We start from the raw sequence: 19925 nt of genomic DNA, 5'->3' as shown, positions 1-19925 counted from the left end.
CGGACCGCGGGGGTCGGGCGCCGCATCCGGCCCCGCCCCCGCTCCCCTCCTGCGGCCCTCGGCCGAGCCGTCGCGGATCAGACCGGGGCGGAGTCCTTGGCCTCGGCGGCCTTCGCCCCGCCGTCCCGCGGCTCGACGACCCCGGTCGACGGGGCATCGCCGTGGACGTCGGCCGCCAGGGTCCGCTCGTCGAACGGCGCCCGGCCGGCCAGCACCTCGGTCACCCGCGCCTTGTCGATCTCCTTGGTCCACGTGCCGACCAGGACCGTGGCCACCGCGTTGCCGGCGAAGTTGGTCAGGGCCCGCGCCTCGCTCATGAAGCGGTCGATGCCGACGATCAGGCCGACGCCGTCGACCAGTTCGGGGCGGTGCGACTGGAGGCCGCCGGCCAGTGTGGCCAGGCCCGCGCCGGTGACGCCGGCCGCGCCCTTGGAGGCGATGACCATGAAGACCAGCAGCGAGATCTGCTGGCCGAGGGGCAGCGGCTTGCCCATCGCCTCGGCCACGAAGAGCGAGGACATCGTCAGGTAGATGGCGGTGCCGTCCAGATTGAAGCTGTAGCCGGTGGGGACGGTGATGCCGACCACGGGCTTGCTCACGCCCAGGTGCTCCATCTTCGCGATCAGCCTGGGGAGTGCCGACTCCGACGAGGAGGTGGACAGGATCAGCAGGAATTCGCGGCCCAGGTACGTCAGCAGCCGGAAGATGTTGACGCCCGCGACGAGCCGCAGCAGCGTGCCGAGCACCACGATCACGAACAGCAGACAGGTGACGTAGAAGCCGACCATGATGACGGCCAGGGACTTCAGTGCGTCCAGGCCGGTCTCGCCGACCACCGCCGCCATGGCGCCGAAGGCGCCCACCGGCGCCGCCCACATGATCATGGCGAGCACCCGGAAGACCAGCTTCTGGAGATGCCCGACGCCGCGCAGCACCGGCTCGCCCGCCGACCCCAGGGCCTGCAGCCCGAAGCCGACCAGCAGGGCCACCAGCAGCGTCTGCAGCACCTCACCCTGGGTGAAGGCGGAGACGAACGTCTTGGGGATCATGCCGAGGAGGAAGTCCGGCAGGGACTCCCCGCCGCCCTCGGTCTGCGCCTGGCCGCTGTGCCGGACGGTCTCGGTCAGGTGCAGCCCCGATCCGGGATCCAGGAGGTTGCCGACGACCAGGCCGATGGCCAGCGCCACGGTGGACATCACCATGAAGTAGCCGAGCGCCAGCCCGCCGACCGCGCCGACCTTGGCGGCCTTACGCACCGAGCCGACGCCCAGCACGATGGTGCAGAAGATGACCGGCGAGATCATCATCTTGATGAGGTTGACGAACCCGGTGCCGAGCGGCTTGAGCTGGACGGCGACACCGGGCGCGGCGAAGCCCACGGCGATGCCGAGCAGCACCGCACCGATGACGGCGAGGTAGAGATAGTGGGTCCGGTCCCGCTTGCGGGGTGCGGTCTCCTTGGCGATGCCCCCGTGCGGCGGGGTCTGTGCAGCCACGGCTGCCTCCTCGGGTTGCGGCTGTGCATGATCTGCGGCTCTGGTGCACAACGAGTCCCGGCGACTATGCACGCCGCTGTGGCGCCCGTCACCCTTGCGTGCATTTCGTTCACGTAAAGGCGACCGTGCGACCGCCGCGAAAGCGACCGTGCAGACTGTTCTGTATGCGACTCCCCCGTCCCCGGCCGCCCCGGCGGCTGCGCGGCCCGCGCAGTCTGGCCGCGCAGCTCTTCGCCATGCAGGTGGTGCTGGTGGCGGCGGTGGTGGCGGGGTGCGCGCTGTTCGCGTATCTGAGCGCCCAGCGGCAGGCGGAGCAGACCGCCCGGCGGCAGACGACCGCCGTGGCCACCGCCGTCGCCGATTCCCCGGCCGTCGTGACGGCGGCCCGCTCGAAGCACCCGACGGCCGCGCTCCAGCCGTACGCCGAGCGACTGCGGCACGACGCGGGCGTCGACTTCGTGGTGGTGATGGCGCCGGACAAGACGCGCTGGACCCACCCCGAGCCGGCCGCGATCGGCGGGAAGTACCTGGGGCACATCGGGCCGGCGCTGCACGGCCGGATCGTCCCCGAGACGTACCTGGGGATGCTCGGGCCGTCCGTGCGGGTCGTCGCGCCGGTCCACGACCCGCGGCAGGGCGGGCGGATCACCGCGCTGGTCAGCGCCGGGATCACCGTCGAGACGATCAGCGCGCAGCTGCGGGAGCAGGTGCTGGCGGTCCTCGCGGTCGCGGTGGGCGCGCTGGCGCTCGGCGGACTGGGGACGTACGTGATCAACGCGCGGCTGCGGAGGCACACCCACGGGATGAACGCCGGCGAGCTGAGCCGGATGCACGACTACCACCAGGCCGCGCTGCACGCGGTACGCGAGGGGCTGCTGATGCTCGACGGGCAGCACCGGGTCGCCCTGATCAATGACGGCGGGCGAGAGCTGCTGGGGCTGTCCGGCGACGCGGTGGGCCGCCTCGTCCCGGAGCTCGGACTGCCGCAGTCGCTGACCGACGCGCTCCTGGCGCCGGGCCCGCGCGTCGACGAGCTGCACCTGACCGCCGAGCGGGTGCTGGTCCTCAACTCCTCGCCGGTCTCCGGCGGCGAGCACCGCGGCAGCGTCGTCACCCTGCGCGACCACACCGAACTACAGTCCCTGTCCGGGGAGTTGGACTCCGTACGGGGCTTCGCCGAGGCGCTGCGCTCGCAGGCCCACGAGGCCGCCAACCGACTGCACGCCGTCGTCTCGCTGATCGAACTGGGCCGGGCCGAGGAAGCGGTGGACTTCGCGACCGCGGAGCTGGAACTGGCGCAGACACTGACGGACCAGGTGGTCGGCGCCGTCGCCGAACCGGTGCTCGCCGCGCTGCTGCTCGGCAAGGCCGCGCAGGCCCACGAGCACGGCGTGGAGCTGACCCTGACGCCCGACAGCGGGATCGACGACGGGCTGCTGCCGCGCGGCCTGCCCGCCCGCGACCTGGTGACGGTGCTGGGCAACCTCGTCGACAATGCCATCGACGCCGCCTCCCCGCCCCGGGAGCACGCCGGTACGGTACGGGTCACCGCGCGCGCGGCGGCCGGCGAACTGCTGCTGTGCGTCGCGGACAACGGCCCCGGGGTCGCCGCGGACGCCACCGAGGAGGTCTTCCGGCGGGGCTGGTCCACCAAGGCGGGACCGGGGCACGGTCTGGGGCTGGCCCTCGTCCGGCAGGCCGTGCGACGCAACCGCGGGTCGATCACCCTGGACCGGGCGCCGGAGGGCGGCGCGCGGTTCACCGTACGGCTGCCGCTGCACACCGCGGGCCACGAGAGGGGAGAACGTGCCCGGTGAACGAGAGGAGCCGCCGGTGAGCACCCCCGACATCCGGGTCCTGGTCGTCGAGGACGACCCGGTCGCGGCCGACGCGCACGCGCTGTACGTGGGGCGGGTGCCCGGCTTCACCGTCTCGGGCACCGTGCACTCCATGGGCGACGCCCGCCGCCATCTCGACCAGCACGCCGTGGATCTGCTGCTGCTCGACCTGTACCTGCCCGACGGCCACGGGCTGCATCTCGTACGGGCGCTGCGCGCGGCCGGGCACACCGCGGACATCATCGCCGTCACCTCCGCGCGCGATCTGGCGATGGTGCGCGAGGGCGTCTCGCTCGGCGTGGTGCAGTACGTCCTCAAGCCGTTCACGTTCGCCACCCTGCGCGACCGGCTCACCCGTTACGCCGCGTTCCGGGCCACCGCGGGCGAGGCCAGCGGCCAGGACGAGGTCGACCGGGCGATCGCGGCGCTGCGGGCGCCGCGGCCGGCCGCGCTGCCCAAGGGGCTGACCGCCGCCACCCTGCGCGCGGTGACCGATGTGCTGCGGGGCGCCGAGGGCGGGCTGACGGCGGCGGAGGCGGCAGCCGACGTCGGGATCTCCCGGATCACCGCCCGCCGCTATCTGGAACATCTCGTCGACGGCGGCCGGGCGGCCCGGGCCCCGCAGTACGGCCAGGTCGGCCGCCCAGAATTGCGCTACCGCTGGTCGGGCCATTGACCGACTGCGCACGGTGACCTACTTTCAGCTGGCAGTACGCCGTGGTTGGTTGACCGTGGTTAGTTGGAGGTCGTGCCCGTGCGCTCCACCGCCCCGCTGATTCTGCTCACCGCCGCCGTCCTGGCCGCCGGCACGCTCACCGCCTGCGGCGACGGGTCCGGGAGCGACCGGAACACCGTCAAGGTCGCCTTCATCAAGGACACCAACGGCAAGGTGCTGGTCCGTGACCAGTACATCGCCCTCGTGGCGAGGAAGTTCGAGAAGGCGCACCCCGGGAAAAAGGTCAGGCTCATCCCGATCCAGGCGTCGGAGAACGACTACTACACCAAGATCCAGCAGATGATGCGCTCCCCGAAGACCGCACCGGACCTGGTCTACGAGGACACCTTCCTGGTCAACTCCGACATCAAGGCGGGGCTGTTGCGCCCCCTGGACCCGTATCTGGCCGAGTGGCGCGACTGGCGGCAGTTCGAACCGACCGCGAAGACCGCCGCCAGGGCCCAGGACGGCAGGACCTACGGCGTCCCGGACGGCACGGACACCCGCGGCCTGTGGTTCAACAGGAAGATCTTCAAGAAGGCGGGGCTGCCTGCCGACTGGCGGCCCCGCACCTGGGACGAGGTGCTGGACGCGGCCCGCACCGTCAAGCGCAAGGTCCCCGGCGTCATCCCGCTGAACGTCTTCACCGGCAAGGGCGCGGGCGAGGCCGCGGTGATGCAGGGCTTCGAGATGCTGCTCTACGGCACGGGTGCGCACCCGCTCTACGATCCGGGCAGCAGGAAATGGGTCACCGGCAGCAAGGGCTTCCGCGACAGCCTGACGTTCATCGACACGGTCTACCGGGAGAAGCTCGGGCCCGAGGTGTCCGATGCGCTCAGCCCCAGCATCCAGACCAGCGTGGCGGCCGAGCTGCTTCCCGAGGAGAGACTCGCGATCGATCTGGACGGGTCGTGGTTGGGGCAGCAGTGGCAGAAGACGGGCGGCGGGAATCCGTGGCCGCAGTGGTCCCGGACCCTCGGCCAGGCCCCGTTCCCCACCCAGCACGGCGCCGCTCCCGGCAAGGTCAGCCTGGCCGGCGGCTGGACCTGGTCGGTGCCGCGGCAGTCCCGGCGGCCCGATCTGGCGTGGCAGCTGATCAAGACCTTCCAGTCGCGCGAGAACGCCCTGGCGTGGTGTGTCCGGGGCGCCCAGATCGCGGTCCGCAAGGACGTCGCCGCCGACCCGAGGTATCGCCGGTCCGTCCCCGGCATCGGCTTCTTCACCGGCCTGGTCGAGGTCAGCCGGTACCGACCCGCGCTGCCCGCCTACCCCAGGGTCTCCGCGGCCATCGGTGAGGCGATGGAGGCCGTCACCGCCGGTTCCTCCTCGCCCGGCCGGGCCGCCGGGGACTACGACGAACAGCTGCCGTCCCTCGTCGACGGCCAGGTCGTCGCCAAGCCATGACCCGCGCCGCCACCAAGGCCGCGCGCCCGGCCCGTACGGCACTGCTGCGCTGGTCCCCCCTCGCCCCCGCCACCGTCCTGCTGCTGCTCTTCCTCGCCGCGCCCATCGGCTACTGCGTCGTCATCGCCTTCACCGACACCCAGCTGACGGGCCAGGAGTCGGCGTCCTTCGTCGGCCTGGCCAACTTCCAACACGCCCTCGGCGACCGCGCGTTCCTCAACGCGGTCGTGCTGACGCTGGTGTTCACCGTCGTGTCCTCGATCCTCGGCCAGAACGCCCTGGGGCTGGCGCTGGCCGGCCTGATGCGGCGCGCCTCGCGGCCGCTGCGGTCCCTGACCGGGGCGGTCGTGATCACCGCGTGGGTGGTCCCCGAGATCGTCGCCGGCTTCCTGCTCTACGCCTTCTTCGCCCGGCGCGGCACCCTCAACGCGCTGCTGGACTGGCTCCATCTGCCCACCCAGAACTGGCTGTTCACCCTCCCCATCCTGGCCGTGTCGTTCGCCAACGTCTGGCGCGGCACCGCCTTCTCGATGCTCGTCTACTCCGCGGCGCTGGCCGAGATCCCCCAGGAGGTCGCCGAGTCGGCCCAGGTCGACGGCGCGGGCGGGCCGCGGCGGCTGTGGCACATCACGCTGCCGATGATCCGCCGCTCCATCGGCACCAACCTGATGCTCAACACCCTCCAGACGCTCTCCGTCTTCGGGCTGATCTGGGCGATGACGCGCGGCGGCCCGGGCAATCGCAGCCAGACCCTGCCCGTGTTCATGTACGACCAGGCGTTCATGAAGTCGCTGATCGGTTACGGCACCGCGGTGGCGCTGCTGCTGCTCCTGGTGGGCGCGCTGTTCTCGGCCGTCTATCTGCGCCTGCTGCGCGAGGAGGTCTGATGCTCCGGCTCCCCCTCACGCGCCGTACCCGCCACCGACTCGCCGCCGACGCGGGGCTGCTGGTGGTCGCCGCGGCCTTCGCCGTCCCGCTGGCGTGGCTGGTGCTGTCCTCCGTGGACGGCGGGGCGACGCTGCGCGTACGGCTTCCCCGGTCCGTCACGACGGACAACTTCTCGGCCGTGCTCACCGAGGACATCACCTTCCGGCCGGTGCTCAACAGCCTGCTGCTGTGCGGTGGCGCCACCGCGGTCACGGTCGTCTGCGCGGCCCTCGCCGCCTACCCGCTCTCCCGCTTCCGCGCCCGCTTCAGCCGCCCGTTCCTGCTCACCGTCCTGTTCTCGACCTGTCTGCCGATCACCGCGGTCATGGTCCCGGTCTACGGCCTGTTCGTGCAGGTCGACCTGATCGACACGATGTACGGCACCGCGCTGTTCCTGGCCGCGGCCCAGCTTCCGTTCGCCATCTGGCTGATGAAGAACTTCATGGACGGTGTGCCGAGGGTCCTGGAGGAGGCGGCCTGGACGGACGGCGCCTCCTGGCGGCAGACCCTGCTGCGGGTCGTCCTGCCGCTGATGGGCCCCGGCTTCACCGTCGTGACCGTCTACACCTTCATCATGATGTGGGGGAACTTCTTCGTCCCCTTCATGCTGCTGCTCTCCCCGGAACAGCTGCCCGCCTCCGTCAGCGTCTTCACCTTCTTCGGTAGCGAGGGCGGCGTCGCCTTCGGGCAGCTGGCGGCCTTCTCCGTCGTCTACTCGACGCCGGTGATCGCGCTGTACGTCCTCATCGCGCGGCGGCTGGGCGGCGGGTTCGCACCGGGCGGGGCGGTGAAGGGATAGCGGCGCCATACCGTCCGCCCGGTACGGCGGGCGGCACCCTGCCCTTTTCCCACGTACGAACCTACGAGTTAACAACTTGTTCATCCGCACCATAGGAGCGGCAGCACCCCGTCACTTACCGTGTGCCGGTGAACACGCACGACGGGGAGGCGCGCCGGCCCCCATTCGACGCCGAGGCCGCCCGCCGGCTGCGCGAGGCCCTCGGTATGACGCCCGCGCACGTCGCCTACGGGATGGCGGCCGCCTACGGACTGCGCATCTCACCCGCCATGGTGGCGTCCTGGGAGCTGGCCGAGAGCGCCCCCACGGACGCGGAGCTGACCGCGCTGGCGGGTGCCCTGTGGTGCGCGCCCGGGGAACTGCTGGGGACCCCCGGGACGCTGCGTGAATACCGGATGGCGCGCGGCCTCGCGGCGGCCGATGTCGCGATGCGGACCGGCATGGACCAGCGGGCCTACGAGCGGCTGGAGAAGGGCGGGAAGTGGACCGGCAACGACCGCCAGGCGGCGGCGCTGCGGGAGGCGCTCGAGCTGCCGCCGCCCGCGCTGGTGCGGTTCACCGGGCAGGACGGGAAGCTGACCGAGATGCTGACCAGCGCCGCCACCACCCGCTGGCAGGCGTATGTGCGGCCGGTCGGCAAGCTCGCGGCGCTGCCCCGGCAGCCGCTCCAGGACGTGCTGCAGGAGCTGCACGACGACTACCAGGCGACCATGACCGGCACACTCAACTGGGGCGGGACGGGCAGCGCCGACGAGTCCGGCAGGACCGGACGTGCCTTCCTCGACGGGATCCTGGCGGCGTTCTGGGAGCGGATCGGCCGGCGGCAACCCTGAGTCCCGGCGCCGCGGCCCGTAGGCCGAAGGTCAGACAGGGGTCCCCCTGCGGGAGGACGCCGGCGGCCGGCGTCGCACCTCAGGCCGGTCCGTTTTGGGTCCTTGGGACTGACGACTCGGCTGACCTGCGGATTCGAGAATGGGATATCGCATCGACCGTCCCCACGCAGGAGTCCCCGTGTCCCATACGGCCCCGTTCCCCCCTTCCACCGCCACCGCGGCCGTCGCCGCCCGGGCCTCGGACCTGAGCAAGGTCTACGGCACGGGCGAGACCCGCGTGGTCGCTCTGGACTCCGTCTCCGTGGAGTTCGGCAGGGCCCGGTTCACGGCCATCATGGGACCGTCGGGCTCCGGCAAGTCCACGCTGATGCACTGCATGGCGGGTCTGGACGGCATCTCCTCGGGCTCCGCCCGGATCGGCGAGACGGAGCTGGCGTCGCTGAACGACCGGCAGCTGACCCGACTGCGCCGGGACAAGATCGGCTTCATCTTCCAGGCGTTCAATCTGCTGCCGACACTGACCGCGCTGGAGAACATCACGCTGCCGATGGACATCGCGGGCCGCCGTCCGGACCGGGAGTGGGTGAACACCGTCATCGCGACGGTGGGCCTGTCGGAGCGGCTGGCGCACCGGCCGGCGCAGCTCTCCGGCGGCCAGCAGCAGCGGGTCGCGGTGGCGCGGGCGCTGGCCGCCCAGCCGGAGATCATCTTCGCGGACGAGCCGACCGGCAACCTCGACTCGCGCTCCGGCGCCGAAGTGCTGGGATTCCTGCGCGAGTCGGTACGGGCGATGCAGCAGACGGTGGTGATGGTCACCCACGACCCGGTCGCCGCGAGCTACGCGGACCGGGTGGTCTTCCTCGCCGACGGCCGGATCGTCGAGGAGCTGCACGAGCCCACCGCCGACGCCGTCCTCGACCGGATGCGGCTGTTCGACTCCAAGGGCCGCACCAGCTGAGACGCACCGGCCGACGCGGGTCCACCCCGCGCGCCGTACCCCGCCCCGCCGACCGGGCCCTGCCCTCGGCCCTCCGAATTCCGCGCACCGGACCTCAGGACTGACACCACCACCATGCTGCGAACCGCCTTGCGCAACGTCCTTGCGCACAAAGCCCGTTTGATGATGACCGCGCTCGCGGTCCTGCTCGGCGTCGCCTTCGTCGCCGGCACCCTGATCTTCAGCGACACCGTCGGCGAGGCCATCAAGAAGGCCTCCACCAAGAACCTCAAGGACGTGGCCGTCTCCGTCCAGGCCGTCTCCGACGACAACGCCCCGTTGATCGGCAAGGACGGCAAGCGCACCACCGCCCTCGACGACAAGCTCGTGAACACCGTCCGCGCGCTGCCCGGCGTGCAGTCCGTGCGGCGCAATGTCGCCGGCACGGCGACCCTCGCCGGCCCGGACGGCATACCGATCGGCAACGGCTGGCAGAACATCGCCACCAACTTCCAGCCGGACAAGGACGGCCACGACGAGCGCTATCCGCTGCTGGAGGGCCGCGGACCGGCCGCCGGGGGCGAGATCGCGCTGGACGAGGCCACCGCGAAGGCCGCCGCCCACAAGGTCGGCGATTCCGTGCGGTTCGCCACCGACGGCCCGGTGCTGACGAAGAAGCTGGTCGGCATCGTCTCGACCGAGGACCCGCAGGTGACCGCGGGCGGCAGCCTCGCGCTCTTCGACACCGCCACCGCACAGAAGCTGTATCTGCACCCCGGCCAGTTCGACGAGCTGGTGGTGGGAGCCGCGCCCGGCACCGATCAGCAGGCGCTGGCCGGCAAGGTCCGCGAGGTGCTGCCCAAGGGCCGTGCCGAGGCGACCAGCGGCACCGAACTCGCCGCCGAACAGTCCCGGATGATCGCCGAACAGAACAAGTCCTTGAGCCAGACGCTGCTGGTCTTCGCCGGGATCGCGCTGTTCGTCGGCATCTTCATCATCGCCAACACCTTCACCATGCTGATCTCCCAGCGCAGCCGGGAGATCGCCCTGCTCCGCGCGGTCGGCGCCTCCCGCCGGCAGGTGGTGCGCTCGGTACTCGCCGAGGCGGCCATGCTGGGTCTGATCTCGTCCGTGATCGGGCTCGGACTGGGCGCCGCGATCGCGGTGGGGCTGCGGGCGGTGCTCGACGCCAACGGCGCGGGCTTCCCCGACGGGCCGCTCATCATCAGCCCGACCGCGGTGCTCTGCGCACTCGGCGTGGGTGTCGTGGTGACCGTCCTGGCCGCCTGGCTGCCGTCCCGCAAGGCGGCGAAGATCGCTCCGGTGGAGGCGCTCAACACCGTCGAGGCGCCGCCGGCGCTGCGCAGTCTGGTGATCCGCAACTCCGTCGGCACGGTCGTCACCGGCCTCGGCGTCGCGGTCATGTTCTACGTCACCACGCTGAAGTCCTCCGACGACATGCCGATCGCCATGGCGGGCGCGATGCTGACGCTCACCGGCGTCATCATCCTCGCGCCGCTGCTGTCCCGGCCCCTGGTCTCGCTGGCGGGCGTGGTCACCACCCGGCTCTTCGGCATCGGCGGCAAGCTGGCCAAGCAGAACGCGCTGCGCAACCCGCGCCGTACGGCGGCCACCGCATCGGCGCTGATGATCGGCCTCACCCTGATGACCGGCATGACGGTCGTCGGGAACTCGGCGCAGCAGGCCATGGACAAGATGACGGCCGACGGTCTGAAGGCCGACTACAAGATCGCGACCTCGACGTACGTCGGCCTGGACCCCGAGCTGTCGCAGAAGGTGGCGGAGATCCCGGGTGTCGAGGCGGTGGCCCCGCTGCGCAACTCGGGTGTCGAGACCGGTGATTCCTCCCTGAACCTGATCGGCACCGACTTCGCAGCCATCGGCAGGGTCGCCCGACTGGACTTCAGCAGCGGCTCGTTGAAGGCGTCCGGCGCCGACGGCATCGCGGTCTCCCGGACCGCGGCCAAGGAGCACGGCTGGCAGACCGGCGACACCTTCGACGCGACCTTCTTCGACAGGAAGGAGACGAACAGGAAGAAGACGAAGCTGAAGATCGTCGGGATCTACGCGGACAACCCGGTGGTCGGCGAGGCGATCGGCGCCACCTCGCTGGTGGACCCGCACCTGACCGAGCTCAAGAACGACGAGCTGCTGGTGAAGACCGAAGGCGGCAGCACGGACGAGCTGGAGAAGCAGATCCGGCACGCGCTCGGCGACAGCCCGCTGCTGAAGGTCCAGGACCACGCCGACCTGCGCAAGGAGAACGCCGGGCAGATCGAGACCGTGCTCTACATCGTCTACGGCCTGCTGGGCATGGCCGTGATCATCGCGGTGGTGGGCGTCGTCAACACCCTCGCGATGTCGGTCTTCGAGCGGACCCGCGAGATCGGGATGCTGCGGGCGATCGGACTGGCCCGCAGCGGCATCAAGCAGATGGTCCGGCTGGAGTCGGTGGTCATCTCGCTGTTCGGCGCGGTCCTGGGCATCGGCGTGGGCGTCTTCCTCTCCTGGGCCGGCGGCAACCTGGTCAGCCAGGGGCTCCCGACGTACGAACTGCTGCTGCCCTGGGGCCGGCTCGGGCTGTTCCTGCTGATCGCGCTGGTCGTCGGGGTACTGGCCGCACTGTGGCCGGCCCGCCGGGCGGCCCGGCTGAACATGCTGGAAGCCATCGGCGCACAGTGACCGCCTGACCACCCCCCACAAAGGCGGCGCGCCCGTCCTCGACCGAGGACAGGCGCGCCGCCTTCCGTTCCGCTGCGGGGTTGCTCAGAAGACCGACTCGGCCTCGTCCATCCGGTGCGCGGGCACCGTCTTCAGCGCGGTGACGGCCTCGGCCAGCGGCACCATCGTGATGTCCGTGCCGCGCAGCGCGGTCATCATGCCGTACTCGCCGCGGTGGGCGGCCTCGACGGCGTGCCAGCCGAAGCGGGTGGCCAGCACCCGGTCGTAGGCGGTGGGGGTACCGCCGCGCTGGACGTGGCCGAGGATGACCGGGCGGGCCTCCTTGCCCAGGCGCTCCTCCAGCTCGTGGGCGAGGGCGTTGCCGATGCCGGAGAACCGCTCGTGGCCGAACTGGTCGATGGCGCCCTTCTTGTAGTCCATGGTGCCGGGGGCCGGGTGGGCGCCCTCGGCGACGCAGATCACGGCGAACTTCTTGCCGCGGGCGAAGCGTTCCTCGACCATCGCGACGAGGTCGTGGACGTCGAATTCGCGCTCCGGGAGGCAGATGCCGTGGGCGCCGCCGGCCATGCCGGACTCCAGCGCGATCCAGCCCGCGTGCCGGCCCATGACCTCGACGACCATGACCCGCTGGTGCGACTCCGCGGTGGTCTTGAGCCGGTCGATGGCCTCCGTCGCGACGCCGACGGCCGTGTCGAAGCCGAAGGTGCGGTCGGTGGCGGAGATGTCGTTGTCGATGGTCTTGGGAACGCCGACGACGGGGAGCCCGGCGTCCGAGAGCATCCGGGCGGCGGTGAGGGTGCCCTCGCCGCCGATCGGGATCAGGACGTCGATGCCGTAGTCCTGGGAGTGGTCCTTGGCGTTCTCGCAGGCCTCGCGGAGCCGGTTGCGTTCGAGCCGGGACGAGCCGAGGATGGTGCCGCCTCGGGCGAGGATGCCGCTCACGGCCTCCAGGTCGAGCTTGCGGAAACGGCCCTCCAGCAGACCCGCGAAACCGTCCTCGAAGCCGATGACCTCGTCGTCGTGACCGGTGAGGGCGCGGTGGACCACAGACCGGATCACAGCGTTCAGGCCGGGGCAGTCGCCGCCTGCGGTGAGGACTCCGATACGCATCGTGCTGTGTCTCCTGTGCTCGCTGTTGGTTCTTGTGAGCCGGTCCGATTGTTTCATGAGCGTGCGGGAGCCGACCTCCCCGACGGACCACCCCTACTGTCTCCTCACCAAACACCACAAGGGAAACTGGGAGCGCGGCCTAGCCAGCTGCACAGGTATTGTCAAGAGGGGCAAGTTCACCATATCGGGTAATTTGACCTTGCGAGCACCGGCGTGGCTTGCGGGCACAGAAGGACGGAGAGCACGCGTGACGCGCAGCGTGTACGTGACCGGTATCGACCGGGGCGACGGCCGCCAGGTCGTCGAGCTGGGGGTCATGGAGCTCCTGACCCGCCATGTCGACCGGGTGGGCGTCTTCCGCCCGCTGGTCCACGACGACGGGCCCGACCGGCTCTTCGACCTGCTGCGGGCCCGCTACCGGCTCACCCAGTCCGCCGACACCGTGTACGGCATCGGCTACGAGGAGGCCGCCACCCTCCAGGCCGAGCGCGGCACCGACGAGCTGGTCTCCCGGCTCGTCGACCGCTTCCACGCGGTGGCCAGGGAGTACGAGTACGTCCTGGTCCTGGGCTCGGACTACGCCGCCACCAACCTGCCGGCCGAGCTCGCCCTCAACGCCCGCCTCGCCAACGAGTTCGGCGCCTCGGTACTCGCCGTCGTCGGCGGTCAGGGCCAGGAGGCGGAGTCGGTGCGGGCCGAGGTCCGCAACGCCTACCGCGCCTACCACTCGCTGGGCTGCGACGTCGTCGCCATGATCGCCAACCGGGTCGCGCCCGAGCTGCGCACGGCCGTCGCCGAGCGGCTCGCCGCGCGCCTCCCGGTGCCCTGCTACGCGCTCCCGGAGGACGGCTCGCTCTCCGCGCCGACCGTCGGCCAGATCGTGCACACCCTGGGCGCCGAGGTGCTGCTGGGCGACGACTCCGGCCTGGCCCGCGACGCCCGGGACTTCGTCTTCGGCGGCGCCATGCTGCCGACCTTCCTCAAGGCGCTGACCCCCGGCTGCCTGGTGATCACCCCTGGGGACCGTGCCGACCTGGTCATCGGCTCGCTGGCCGCGCACAGCGCCGGCGCCCCGCCGATCGCCGGTGTGGTGCTCACCCTCGACGAGCGGCCCGGCCCGGACATCATGGCGCTGGCCGGACGGCTCGCGCCCGGCACCCCGGTCGTCTCCGTACCCGGCGGGTCCTTCCCGACCGCGGGCGAGCTGTTCGCCGTCGAGGGCAAGCTGAACGCCGCCTCGCCGCGCAAGGCGGAGACCGCGCTCGGCCTGTTCGAGCGGCACGTGGACACCGTGGAGCTGACGAACCGGATCTCCGTCGCCCGCTCCGGCCGGGTCACCCCGATGATGTTCGAGCACGAGCTGATCGAGCGCTCCCGCTCCGGCCGCCGCCGCGTCGTCCTGCCCGAGGGCAGCGAGGAGCGGGTGCTGCGCGCCGCCGACGTACTGCTGCGCCGCGACGTGTGCGACCTGACCCTGCTCGGCGACGAGGAGGCGATCCGCAAGCGCGCCGCCGACCTGGCCATCGACCTGACCGGCGCCCAGATCATCGACCCGCAGACCTCCGAGCTGCGCGAGCGGTTCGCCGAGCTGTACGCCGGGCTGCGTGCCCACAAGGGCGTCGGCTACGAGCTGGCCTACGACGTGGTCGCGGACGTCTCCTACTTCGGCACGCTGATGGTCCAGGAGGGCCTGGCCGACGGCATGGTCTCCGGCGCGGTGCACTCCACCGCCGCCACCATCCGCCCGGCCTTCGAGATCATCAAGACCAGGCCGGGCGCCCAGATCGTGTCCTCGGTGTTCTTCATGTGCCTGGCCGACCGCGTCCTGGTCTACGGCGACTGCGCGGTCAACCCGGACCCGAACGCCGAACAGCTCGCGGACATCGCCATCCAGTCGGCGACCACCGCCGCGCAGTTCGGGGTCGAGCCGCGGATCGCGATGCTGTCGTACTCCACCGGCACCTCCGGCTCCGGCGCGGACGTCGACAAGGTCCGCAAGGCCACCGAGCTCGTCCGCTCGCTCCGCCCCGACCTGCTGGTCGAGGGGCCGATCCAGTACGACGCGGCGGTGGACGCGGCGGTCGCACGGACCAAGCTGCCCGAGTCCGACGTCGCCGGCAAGGCCACCGTGCTGATCTTCCCGGACCTCAACACCGGCAACAACACCTACAAGGCCGTCCAGCGCTCGGCGGGCGCGGTCGCCGTCGGGCCGGTGCTGCAGGGTCTGCGCAAGCCGGTCAACGACCTCTCGCGCGGCGCCCTGGTCCAGGACATCGTCAACACCGTCGCCATCACCGCCATCCAGGCCCAGGGCGACCACCCCGGCGCCGCGCGCACCGCCTGACCCCTCCCCCCCCACCACGGAAAGCCGTACATGACTGCCACCGCCTCCCGCGTTCTCGTCCTCAACTCCGGCTCCTCGTCGGTGAAGTACCAGCTGCTCGACATGAGCGACGGCACCCGTCTCGCCGTGGGCCTGGTCGAGCGGATCGGGGAGGAGAACTCGCGCCTGGCCCACACCCCGCTGGTCACCGGCGGCGACAGGCGCCAGACCGAGGGTGCGATAGCCGACCACAAGGCCGCGCTGAAGGCCGTCGCAGCGGAGCTGGCCGCCGACGGGCTCGGGCTGGACTCCCCGCAGCTGGCCGCGATCGGGCACCGGGTGGTGCACGGCGGGCTGAAGTTCACCGAGCCGACCGTGGTCGACGACGCGGTGCTCGAGGAGATCGAGCGCCTGGTGCCGGTCGCGCCGCTGCACAACCCGGCGAACCTCACCGGCATCCGGACCGCCCGGGCACTCCGCCCCGACCTGCCGCAGGTCGCCGTCTTCGACACCGCCTTCCACACCACGATGCCGGAGTACGCGGCCCGCTACGCCATCGACGTGGAGATCGCCGACGCGCACCGCATCCGCCGCTACGGCTTCCACGGCACCTCGCACGCCTACGTCTCCCGCAAGACCGCGGCGCTGCTGGGCAAGGACCCCTCCGAGGTCAACGTCATCGTGCTGCACCTGGGCAACGGCGCCTCCGCCGCGGCGGTGGCCGGCGGCCGCTGTGTGGACACCTCGATGGGGCTCACGCCGCTGGAGGGCCTGGTCATGGGCACCCGCTCCGGTGACATCGACCCGGCGGTGACCTTCCACCTCAAGCGGGTGGCGGGGATGTCGACGGACGACGTCGACGAGTTGCTCAACAAGAGGAGCGGGCTGGTCGGCCTCTGCGGCGACAACGACATGCGCGAGATCCGGCGCCGGATCGACGAGGGCGACGAGCGCGCCCGGCTCGCCTTCGACATCTACATCCACCGGCTGAAGAAGTACATCGGCGCCTACAGCGCGGTGCTCGGCCGGGTCGACGCGGTGGCCTTCACCGCGGGCGTCGGCGAGAACGCCGCGCCGGTGCGGGAGGCCGCCGTCGCCGGCCTGGAGGAGATGGGCCTGGCCGTGGACGCCTCCCTCAACGCCGTGCGGTCGGACGAGCCCCGGCTGATCTCGCCCGAATACGCCCGGGTCGCGGTCGCCGTGGTCCCCACTGACGAGGAACTGGAGATCGCCCAGCAGACATACGCCCTGGTCAACGCCTAGAAGTTGGTGTTTCCGCCTACCGGAATATTCCGCTCCGAAACAAACCGATAGGATTTAGCCATGCGCCGTTCCAAAATCGTCTGCACCCTGGGCCCTGCCGTTGACTCTTTCGATCAGTTGAAGACGCTGATCGAAGCCGGTATGAACGTGGCCCGATTCAACATGAGCCACGGAACCCACTCGGAGCACGAGGAGCGGTACCACCGCCTCCGCAAGGCCCAGGAGGAGACCGGCCGCGCCATCGGCGTGCTGGCCGACCTCCAGGGCCCCAAGATCCGCCTGGAGACCTTCGCCGACGGCCCCGTGGAGCTGGTGCGGGGCGACGAGTTCGTCATCACCACCGAGGACGTCCCCGGCGACCGGACCATCTGCGGCACGACCTACAAGGGTCTGCCCGGCGACGTCTCCAAGGGCGACCCGGTCCTCATCAACGACGGCAACGTCGCGCTCCAGGTCACCGAGGTCGACGGCCCGCGGGTGCGCACCATCGTCATCGAGGGCGGGGTCATCTCCGACCACAAGGGCATCAACCTGCCCGGCGCCGCGGTGAACGTTCCCGCGCTGTCCGAGAAGGACATCGACGACCTCAAGTTCTCCCTGAACATGGGCTGCGACATGGTCGCCCTCTCCTTCGTCCGCGACGCCAAGGACGTGCAGGACGTGCACCGCGTCATGGACGAGGTCGGCCGCCGCGTCCCGGTCATCGCCAAGGTCGAGAAGCCGCAGGCGGTGGCCAACATGCGGGAGGTCGTGATGGCCTTCGACGCCGTCATGGTCGCCCGTGGTGACCTGGCGGTGGAGTACCCGCTGGAGAAGGTCCCGATGGTGCAGAAGCGCCTGGTGGAGATGTGCCGGCGGAACGCCAAGCCGGTGATCGTGGCGACCCAGATGATGGAGTCGATGATCACCAACTCCCGGCCGACCCGCGCCGAGGCGTCCGACGTGGCCAACGCCATCCTGGACGGCGCCGACGCGGTCATGCTCTCCGCGGAGTCCTCGGTCGGCCAGTACCCGATCGAGACCGTCAAGACGATGTCGAAGATCGTCGAGGCGGCCGAGGAGGAGCTGCTGTCCAAGGGCCTGCAGCCGCTGGTGCCCGGCAAGAAGCCGCGTACGCAGGGCGGTGCGGTGGCCCGTGCGGCCTGCGAGATGGCCGACTTCCTGGACGGCGAGGCGCTGGTGGCCTTCACCAAGTCCGGTGACACCGCCCGCCGCCTGTCCCGCTACCGCGCCGCGCAGCCGATCCTGGCCTTCACCACCGAGGCCTCGACCCGCAACCAGCTGACGCTGAGCTGGGGCGTCGACGCCTTCGTCGTGCCGCACGTGGACAACACCGACGCCATGGTCGACCTGGTGGACGCCGAGCTGCTCAAGCTCCAGCGCTACAGCAAGGGCGACACCATGCTGATCACCGCCGGTTCGCCCCCCGGCGTCCCCGGCACCACCAACATGGTGCGGGTGCACCACCTCGGCGGCCAGAGCGCCTGACGCCGCCCCGCCCGACGGCTGTGGGCCCGCCCCCTTGGAGGGGGCGGGCCCACAGCCGTTCTCTGCGGCTCCCGAACGGTTCCGGGGTCCTGCGTTCCCGGCCGGCTCAGTCCGTGATGGACTGGTGCAGGCCCGGGATGTGGAGATTGCCGCCGAACTGTCCCGCCTGATCGATCTTCACCTTGGTGAAGTAGGCGAACGGAACGTTGATGGGCGGCGGGTGCTCGGGGTCGAAGACGATCGGGATCAGGCCGAAGAGATTGCCCTGCAGCCGCTCGGTGTACATCGTCACCTTGCCGCCGCGGATCGTCGACGTGGACCCCGGGGCCCCCTGCACGTGGTACTTCTTGCCCTGCGGACCGTCCACGATCTGGTGCAGATCCCCGATGTCCAGGCTGTCGGCCGTGAACTTCAGGGCCTGCTTGGTGCGGCCGCCCTGGGTCGTGACGTTGACGACGCCCTCGTAGTTCAGGCCGCGCAGGGTGAGCGCGCTGGACTCCAGGTGCCAGGGGTCGTCGGGCAGGGTGCCGGGCGTCTGCTCGTTCTTGCCCTTCTGCTTGTTCTCGACGACACAGGGGTACGCCTTCTTGCCGTTGGCGTCCTTGCCGTCCAGCCCACCGCCGGGCAGGGCGTTGTCCGCCGTGCCGACCGCGCCGTGGACGGTGTCGTTGACCGTCTTCGAGCCGTTCTTGAGGGCTCCGGTCGCCTTGTCGGCACCGTCCTTGAGGCCGTCGACCGTGTCCTGGACCGGCTTCGTGACCTTGTCGGCGGAGCCGGTGGCCCCGGAGTCCTCGGACGCGGAGTCGGTGGCCCCGGAGTCCTTGGACGCGGACGGCGAGGGGCTCGGCGATGCGGCCGGCTCCTCGTCGGAGCTCTTGCCGCCGAAGAGGCCGCCGAGCGCGTCACCGATGCCGCCCAGCACACCCCCGTCGTCCTTCTTGTCCTCGGAGGCCGACGGCGACGGGGTCGCGGAGCCCGAGGGCTCGTCGGTCTTCGGGGAGCCGGACGGCGCGGGGTCGGCCGTCTTGCCCGCATCCTTGGTGGGCGAGGGCGTCGCGGAAGAACTGCTGGACGGCTTGGCGGTGTCCTTGCTGTCCTGCTTGTCCTTCGCGTCCTCCTTGGCCTTGGCATCCTGCTTGGCCTTGGCGTCCTGCTTGGCCTTGGCGTCCTGCCCGTCCACCTTGTCCGGGGCAGTGACGCACGGGCCGTCCTTGAAAGGGCTCTTGGGCGCCGGCTTGGCGATCGCCATCTGGGGCGTGAGCCCCATACCCATGAGCACGGCGGACGGCATGGCGGCGATGGCTATCGCCTTGCCCGCGGGCACGTGGAACCGAGTCAGCAGGTGCTTCCTCGGTGCCGCGTGGCGCGGCCCGGTTCTCGGCCCGGCGGCTGCGTTGTCGTGCAGCTCGTCACCCGGCACGGTGCCTCCCGTTCGTTCCGTTGGTCGGGCTCGTTCCTGACAGGTCGTCCCGTCCGAAGCCCAACCCGGAACCGCCACCCGTGGCCGGTGCGGGGTTGGTGGCGACCACCGGTCCGGCGATCACCTCACGGTCCGGCTCGCCGGCATCGTTCGTGCTCTGCGGCTTGCCCGGCCCCCACGAAACAGCCAGCGCGCCGCCGATCAGCCCCATCAGGAAGCCGACCACGAAGCCGCCGAAGTTCGAGACGACCAGGGAGACCAGGGAGAGCAGAATCGCCGCCACGCCCGCGAACACGCGCGAGACGGGCTGGAACCACATGGTGAGACCGAGCACGACCAGCAGCACGCCGATGATCAGCGAGCCGGCACCGGCGGTGGTCGCCATGCTGACGGTCAAGCCACCGAGCGAGAGGTTCGCGTACGGGAAGTACATGATCGGGACCCCGGCGATCAAGGTCAGCAAGCCGCCCCAGTAGGGGCGGCGGCCCCGCCACTCCCGGAACGAAAGACGCTTGTGGCCGATGGTCTCGATCAGCCGTGGTCGCGTGTCGGCGCTCATGTTGTACAGCTCCTCGGGACTGGCAAATCGGTGGTACTGAGCTGGAGTGCCTATCCGGCGCAACCGGCGCACGGGCACGGGGCACGGCTCTGGTCGCCGTACAGCTCGCC

15 protein-coding genes are annotated in these 19925 nt (G+C 71.0%); 11 read left to right on the top strand and 4 right to left on the bottom strand.

The annotated features are described in order from the left end of the window. Positions 1 to 77: 77 nt before the first annotated feature. Entirely contained in the window at positions 78 to 1496 is a 1419-nt protein-coding gene (locus ACGFML_RS04560) for a cation:dicarboxylate symporter family transporter (protein ID WP_393539892.1), read from the bottom strand. A 164-nt stretch (positions 1497 to 1660) separates the two neighbouring features. Between ACGFML_RS04560 and ACGFML_RS04555 the strand changes: the two genes are divergently transcribed. From ACGFML_RS04555 to ACGFML_RS04520, 8 genes are all read left to right on the top strand, one after another. Continuing rightward, positions 1661 to 3313, top strand: coding sequence for an ATP-binding protein (locus ACGFML_RS04555; RefSeq protein ID WP_393539890.1), 1653 nt, complete (start codon positions 1661 to 1663; stop codon positions 3311 to 3313). A gap of 16 nt (positions 3314 to 3329) precedes the next feature. Then, a complete protein-coding gene (locus ACGFML_RS04550; protein ID WP_393539888.1) occupies positions 3330 to 4010 on the top strand; it encodes a response regulator in 681 nt (226 codons plus the stop codon). A 78-nt stretch (positions 4011 to 4088) separates the two neighbouring features. After that, the gene (locus ACGFML_RS04545) at positions 4089 to 5453 is read left to right on the top strand and encodes an extracellular solute-binding protein (protein ID WP_393540412.1); all 1365 of its coding nucleotides are present in this window, start codon (positions 4089 to 4091) and stop codon (positions 5451 to 5453) included. Further along, positions 5450 to 6340 (top strand): carbohydrate ABC transporter permease, encoded by an 891-nt coding sequence (locus ACGFML_RS04540; protein WP_393539886.1) that lies wholly within the window; start codon positions 5450 to 5452, stop codon positions 6338 to 6340. The genes ACGFML_RS04545 and ACGFML_RS04540 overlap by 4 nt, the downstream gene beginning before the upstream one ends. Next, a complete protein-coding gene (locus ACGFML_RS04535) occupies positions 6340 to 7179 on the top strand; it encodes a carbohydrate ABC transporter permease (protein WP_393539883.1) in 840 nt (279 codons plus the stop codon). Before ACGFML_RS04540 ends, ACGFML_RS04535 begins: the two co-directional genes overlap by 1 nt. Before the next feature lie 122 nt (positions 7180 to 7301). Beyond that, positions 7302 to 8012 carry a helix-turn-helix transcriptional regulator gene (locus ACGFML_RS04530; protein ID WP_393539881.1) on the top strand — a complete coding sequence of 237 codons (711 nt, stop codon included), beginning with the start codon at positions 7302 to 7304 and terminating at the stop codon, positions 8010 to 8012. A gap of 139 nt (positions 8013 to 8151) precedes the next feature. Then, positions 8152 to 8970, top strand: a complete 819-nt coding sequence (locus tag ACGFML_RS04525; protein WP_393539879.1) for an ABC transporter ATP-binding protein — start codon at positions 8152 to 8154, stop codon at positions 8968 to 8970. Positions 8971 to 9084: 114 nt separating this feature from the next. Further along, positions 9085 to 11652: an ABC transporter permease gene (locus ACGFML_RS04520; protein WP_393539877.1), complete on the top strand. Its 2568-nt coding sequence runs from the start codon at positions 9085 to 9087 to the stop codon at positions 11650 to 11652. 84 nt (positions 11653 to 11736) lie between these two features. Here the strand turns inward: ACGFML_RS04520 and ACGFML_RS04515 are convergent, their stop codons facing one another. Continuing rightward, positions 11737 to 12762 (bottom strand): ATP-dependent 6-phosphofructokinase, encoded by a 1026-nt coding sequence (locus tag ACGFML_RS04515; RefSeq protein WP_393539875.1) that lies wholly within the window; start codon positions 12760 to 12762, stop codon positions 11737 to 11739. A gap of 247 nt (positions 12763 to 13009) precedes the next feature. Between ACGFML_RS04515 and pta the strand changes: the two genes are divergently transcribed. The 3 genes from pta to pyk are packed head-to-tail and all read left to right on the top strand — an operon-like array spanning position 13010 to position 17836. After that, positions 13010 to 15106, top strand: coding sequence for a phosphate acetyltransferase (gene pta, locus ACGFML_RS04510; RefSeq protein ID WP_393539874.1), 2097 nt, complete (start codon positions 13010 to 13012; stop codon positions 15104 to 15106). Positions 15107 to 15136: 30 nt separating this feature from the next. After that, a complete protein-coding gene (locus ACGFML_RS04505; RefSeq protein WP_393539872.1) occupies positions 15137 to 16348 on the top strand; it encodes an acetate kinase in 1212 nt (403 codons plus the stop codon). A 60-nt stretch (positions 16349 to 16408) separates the two neighbouring features. After that, positions 16409 to 17836, top strand: a complete 1428-nt coding sequence (pyk, locus tag ACGFML_RS04500) for a pyruvate kinase (protein ID WP_393539870.1) — start codon at positions 16409 to 16411, stop codon at positions 17834 to 17836. Between the two features lie 106 nt (positions 17837 to 17942). Here the strand turns inward: pyk and ACGFML_RS04495 are convergent, their stop codons facing one another. Both ACGFML_RS04495 and ACGFML_RS04490 read right to left on the bottom strand, forming a co-directional pair. Beyond that, the gene (locus ACGFML_RS04495) at positions 17943 to 19256 is read right to left on the bottom strand and encodes a hypothetical protein (protein ID WP_393539868.1); all 1314 of its coding nucleotides are present in this window, start codon (positions 19254 to 19256) and stop codon (positions 17943 to 17945) included. After that, entirely contained in the window at positions 19246 to 19815 is a 570-nt protein-coding gene (locus ACGFML_RS04490; RefSeq protein WP_393539867.1) for a DUF6114 domain-containing protein, read from the bottom strand. The genes ACGFML_RS04495 and ACGFML_RS04490 overlap by 11 nt, the downstream gene beginning before the upstream one ends. Positions 19816 to 19925 lie beyond the last annotated feature (110 nt).

Source organism: Streptomyces sp. NPDC048650 (assembly GCF_043199095.1).
Taxonomy (GTDB): Bacteria; Actinomycetota; Actinomycetes; order Streptomycetales; family Streptomycetaceae; genus Streptomyces.
This window is presented reverse-complemented; position numbering and strand designations above follow the sequence as displayed.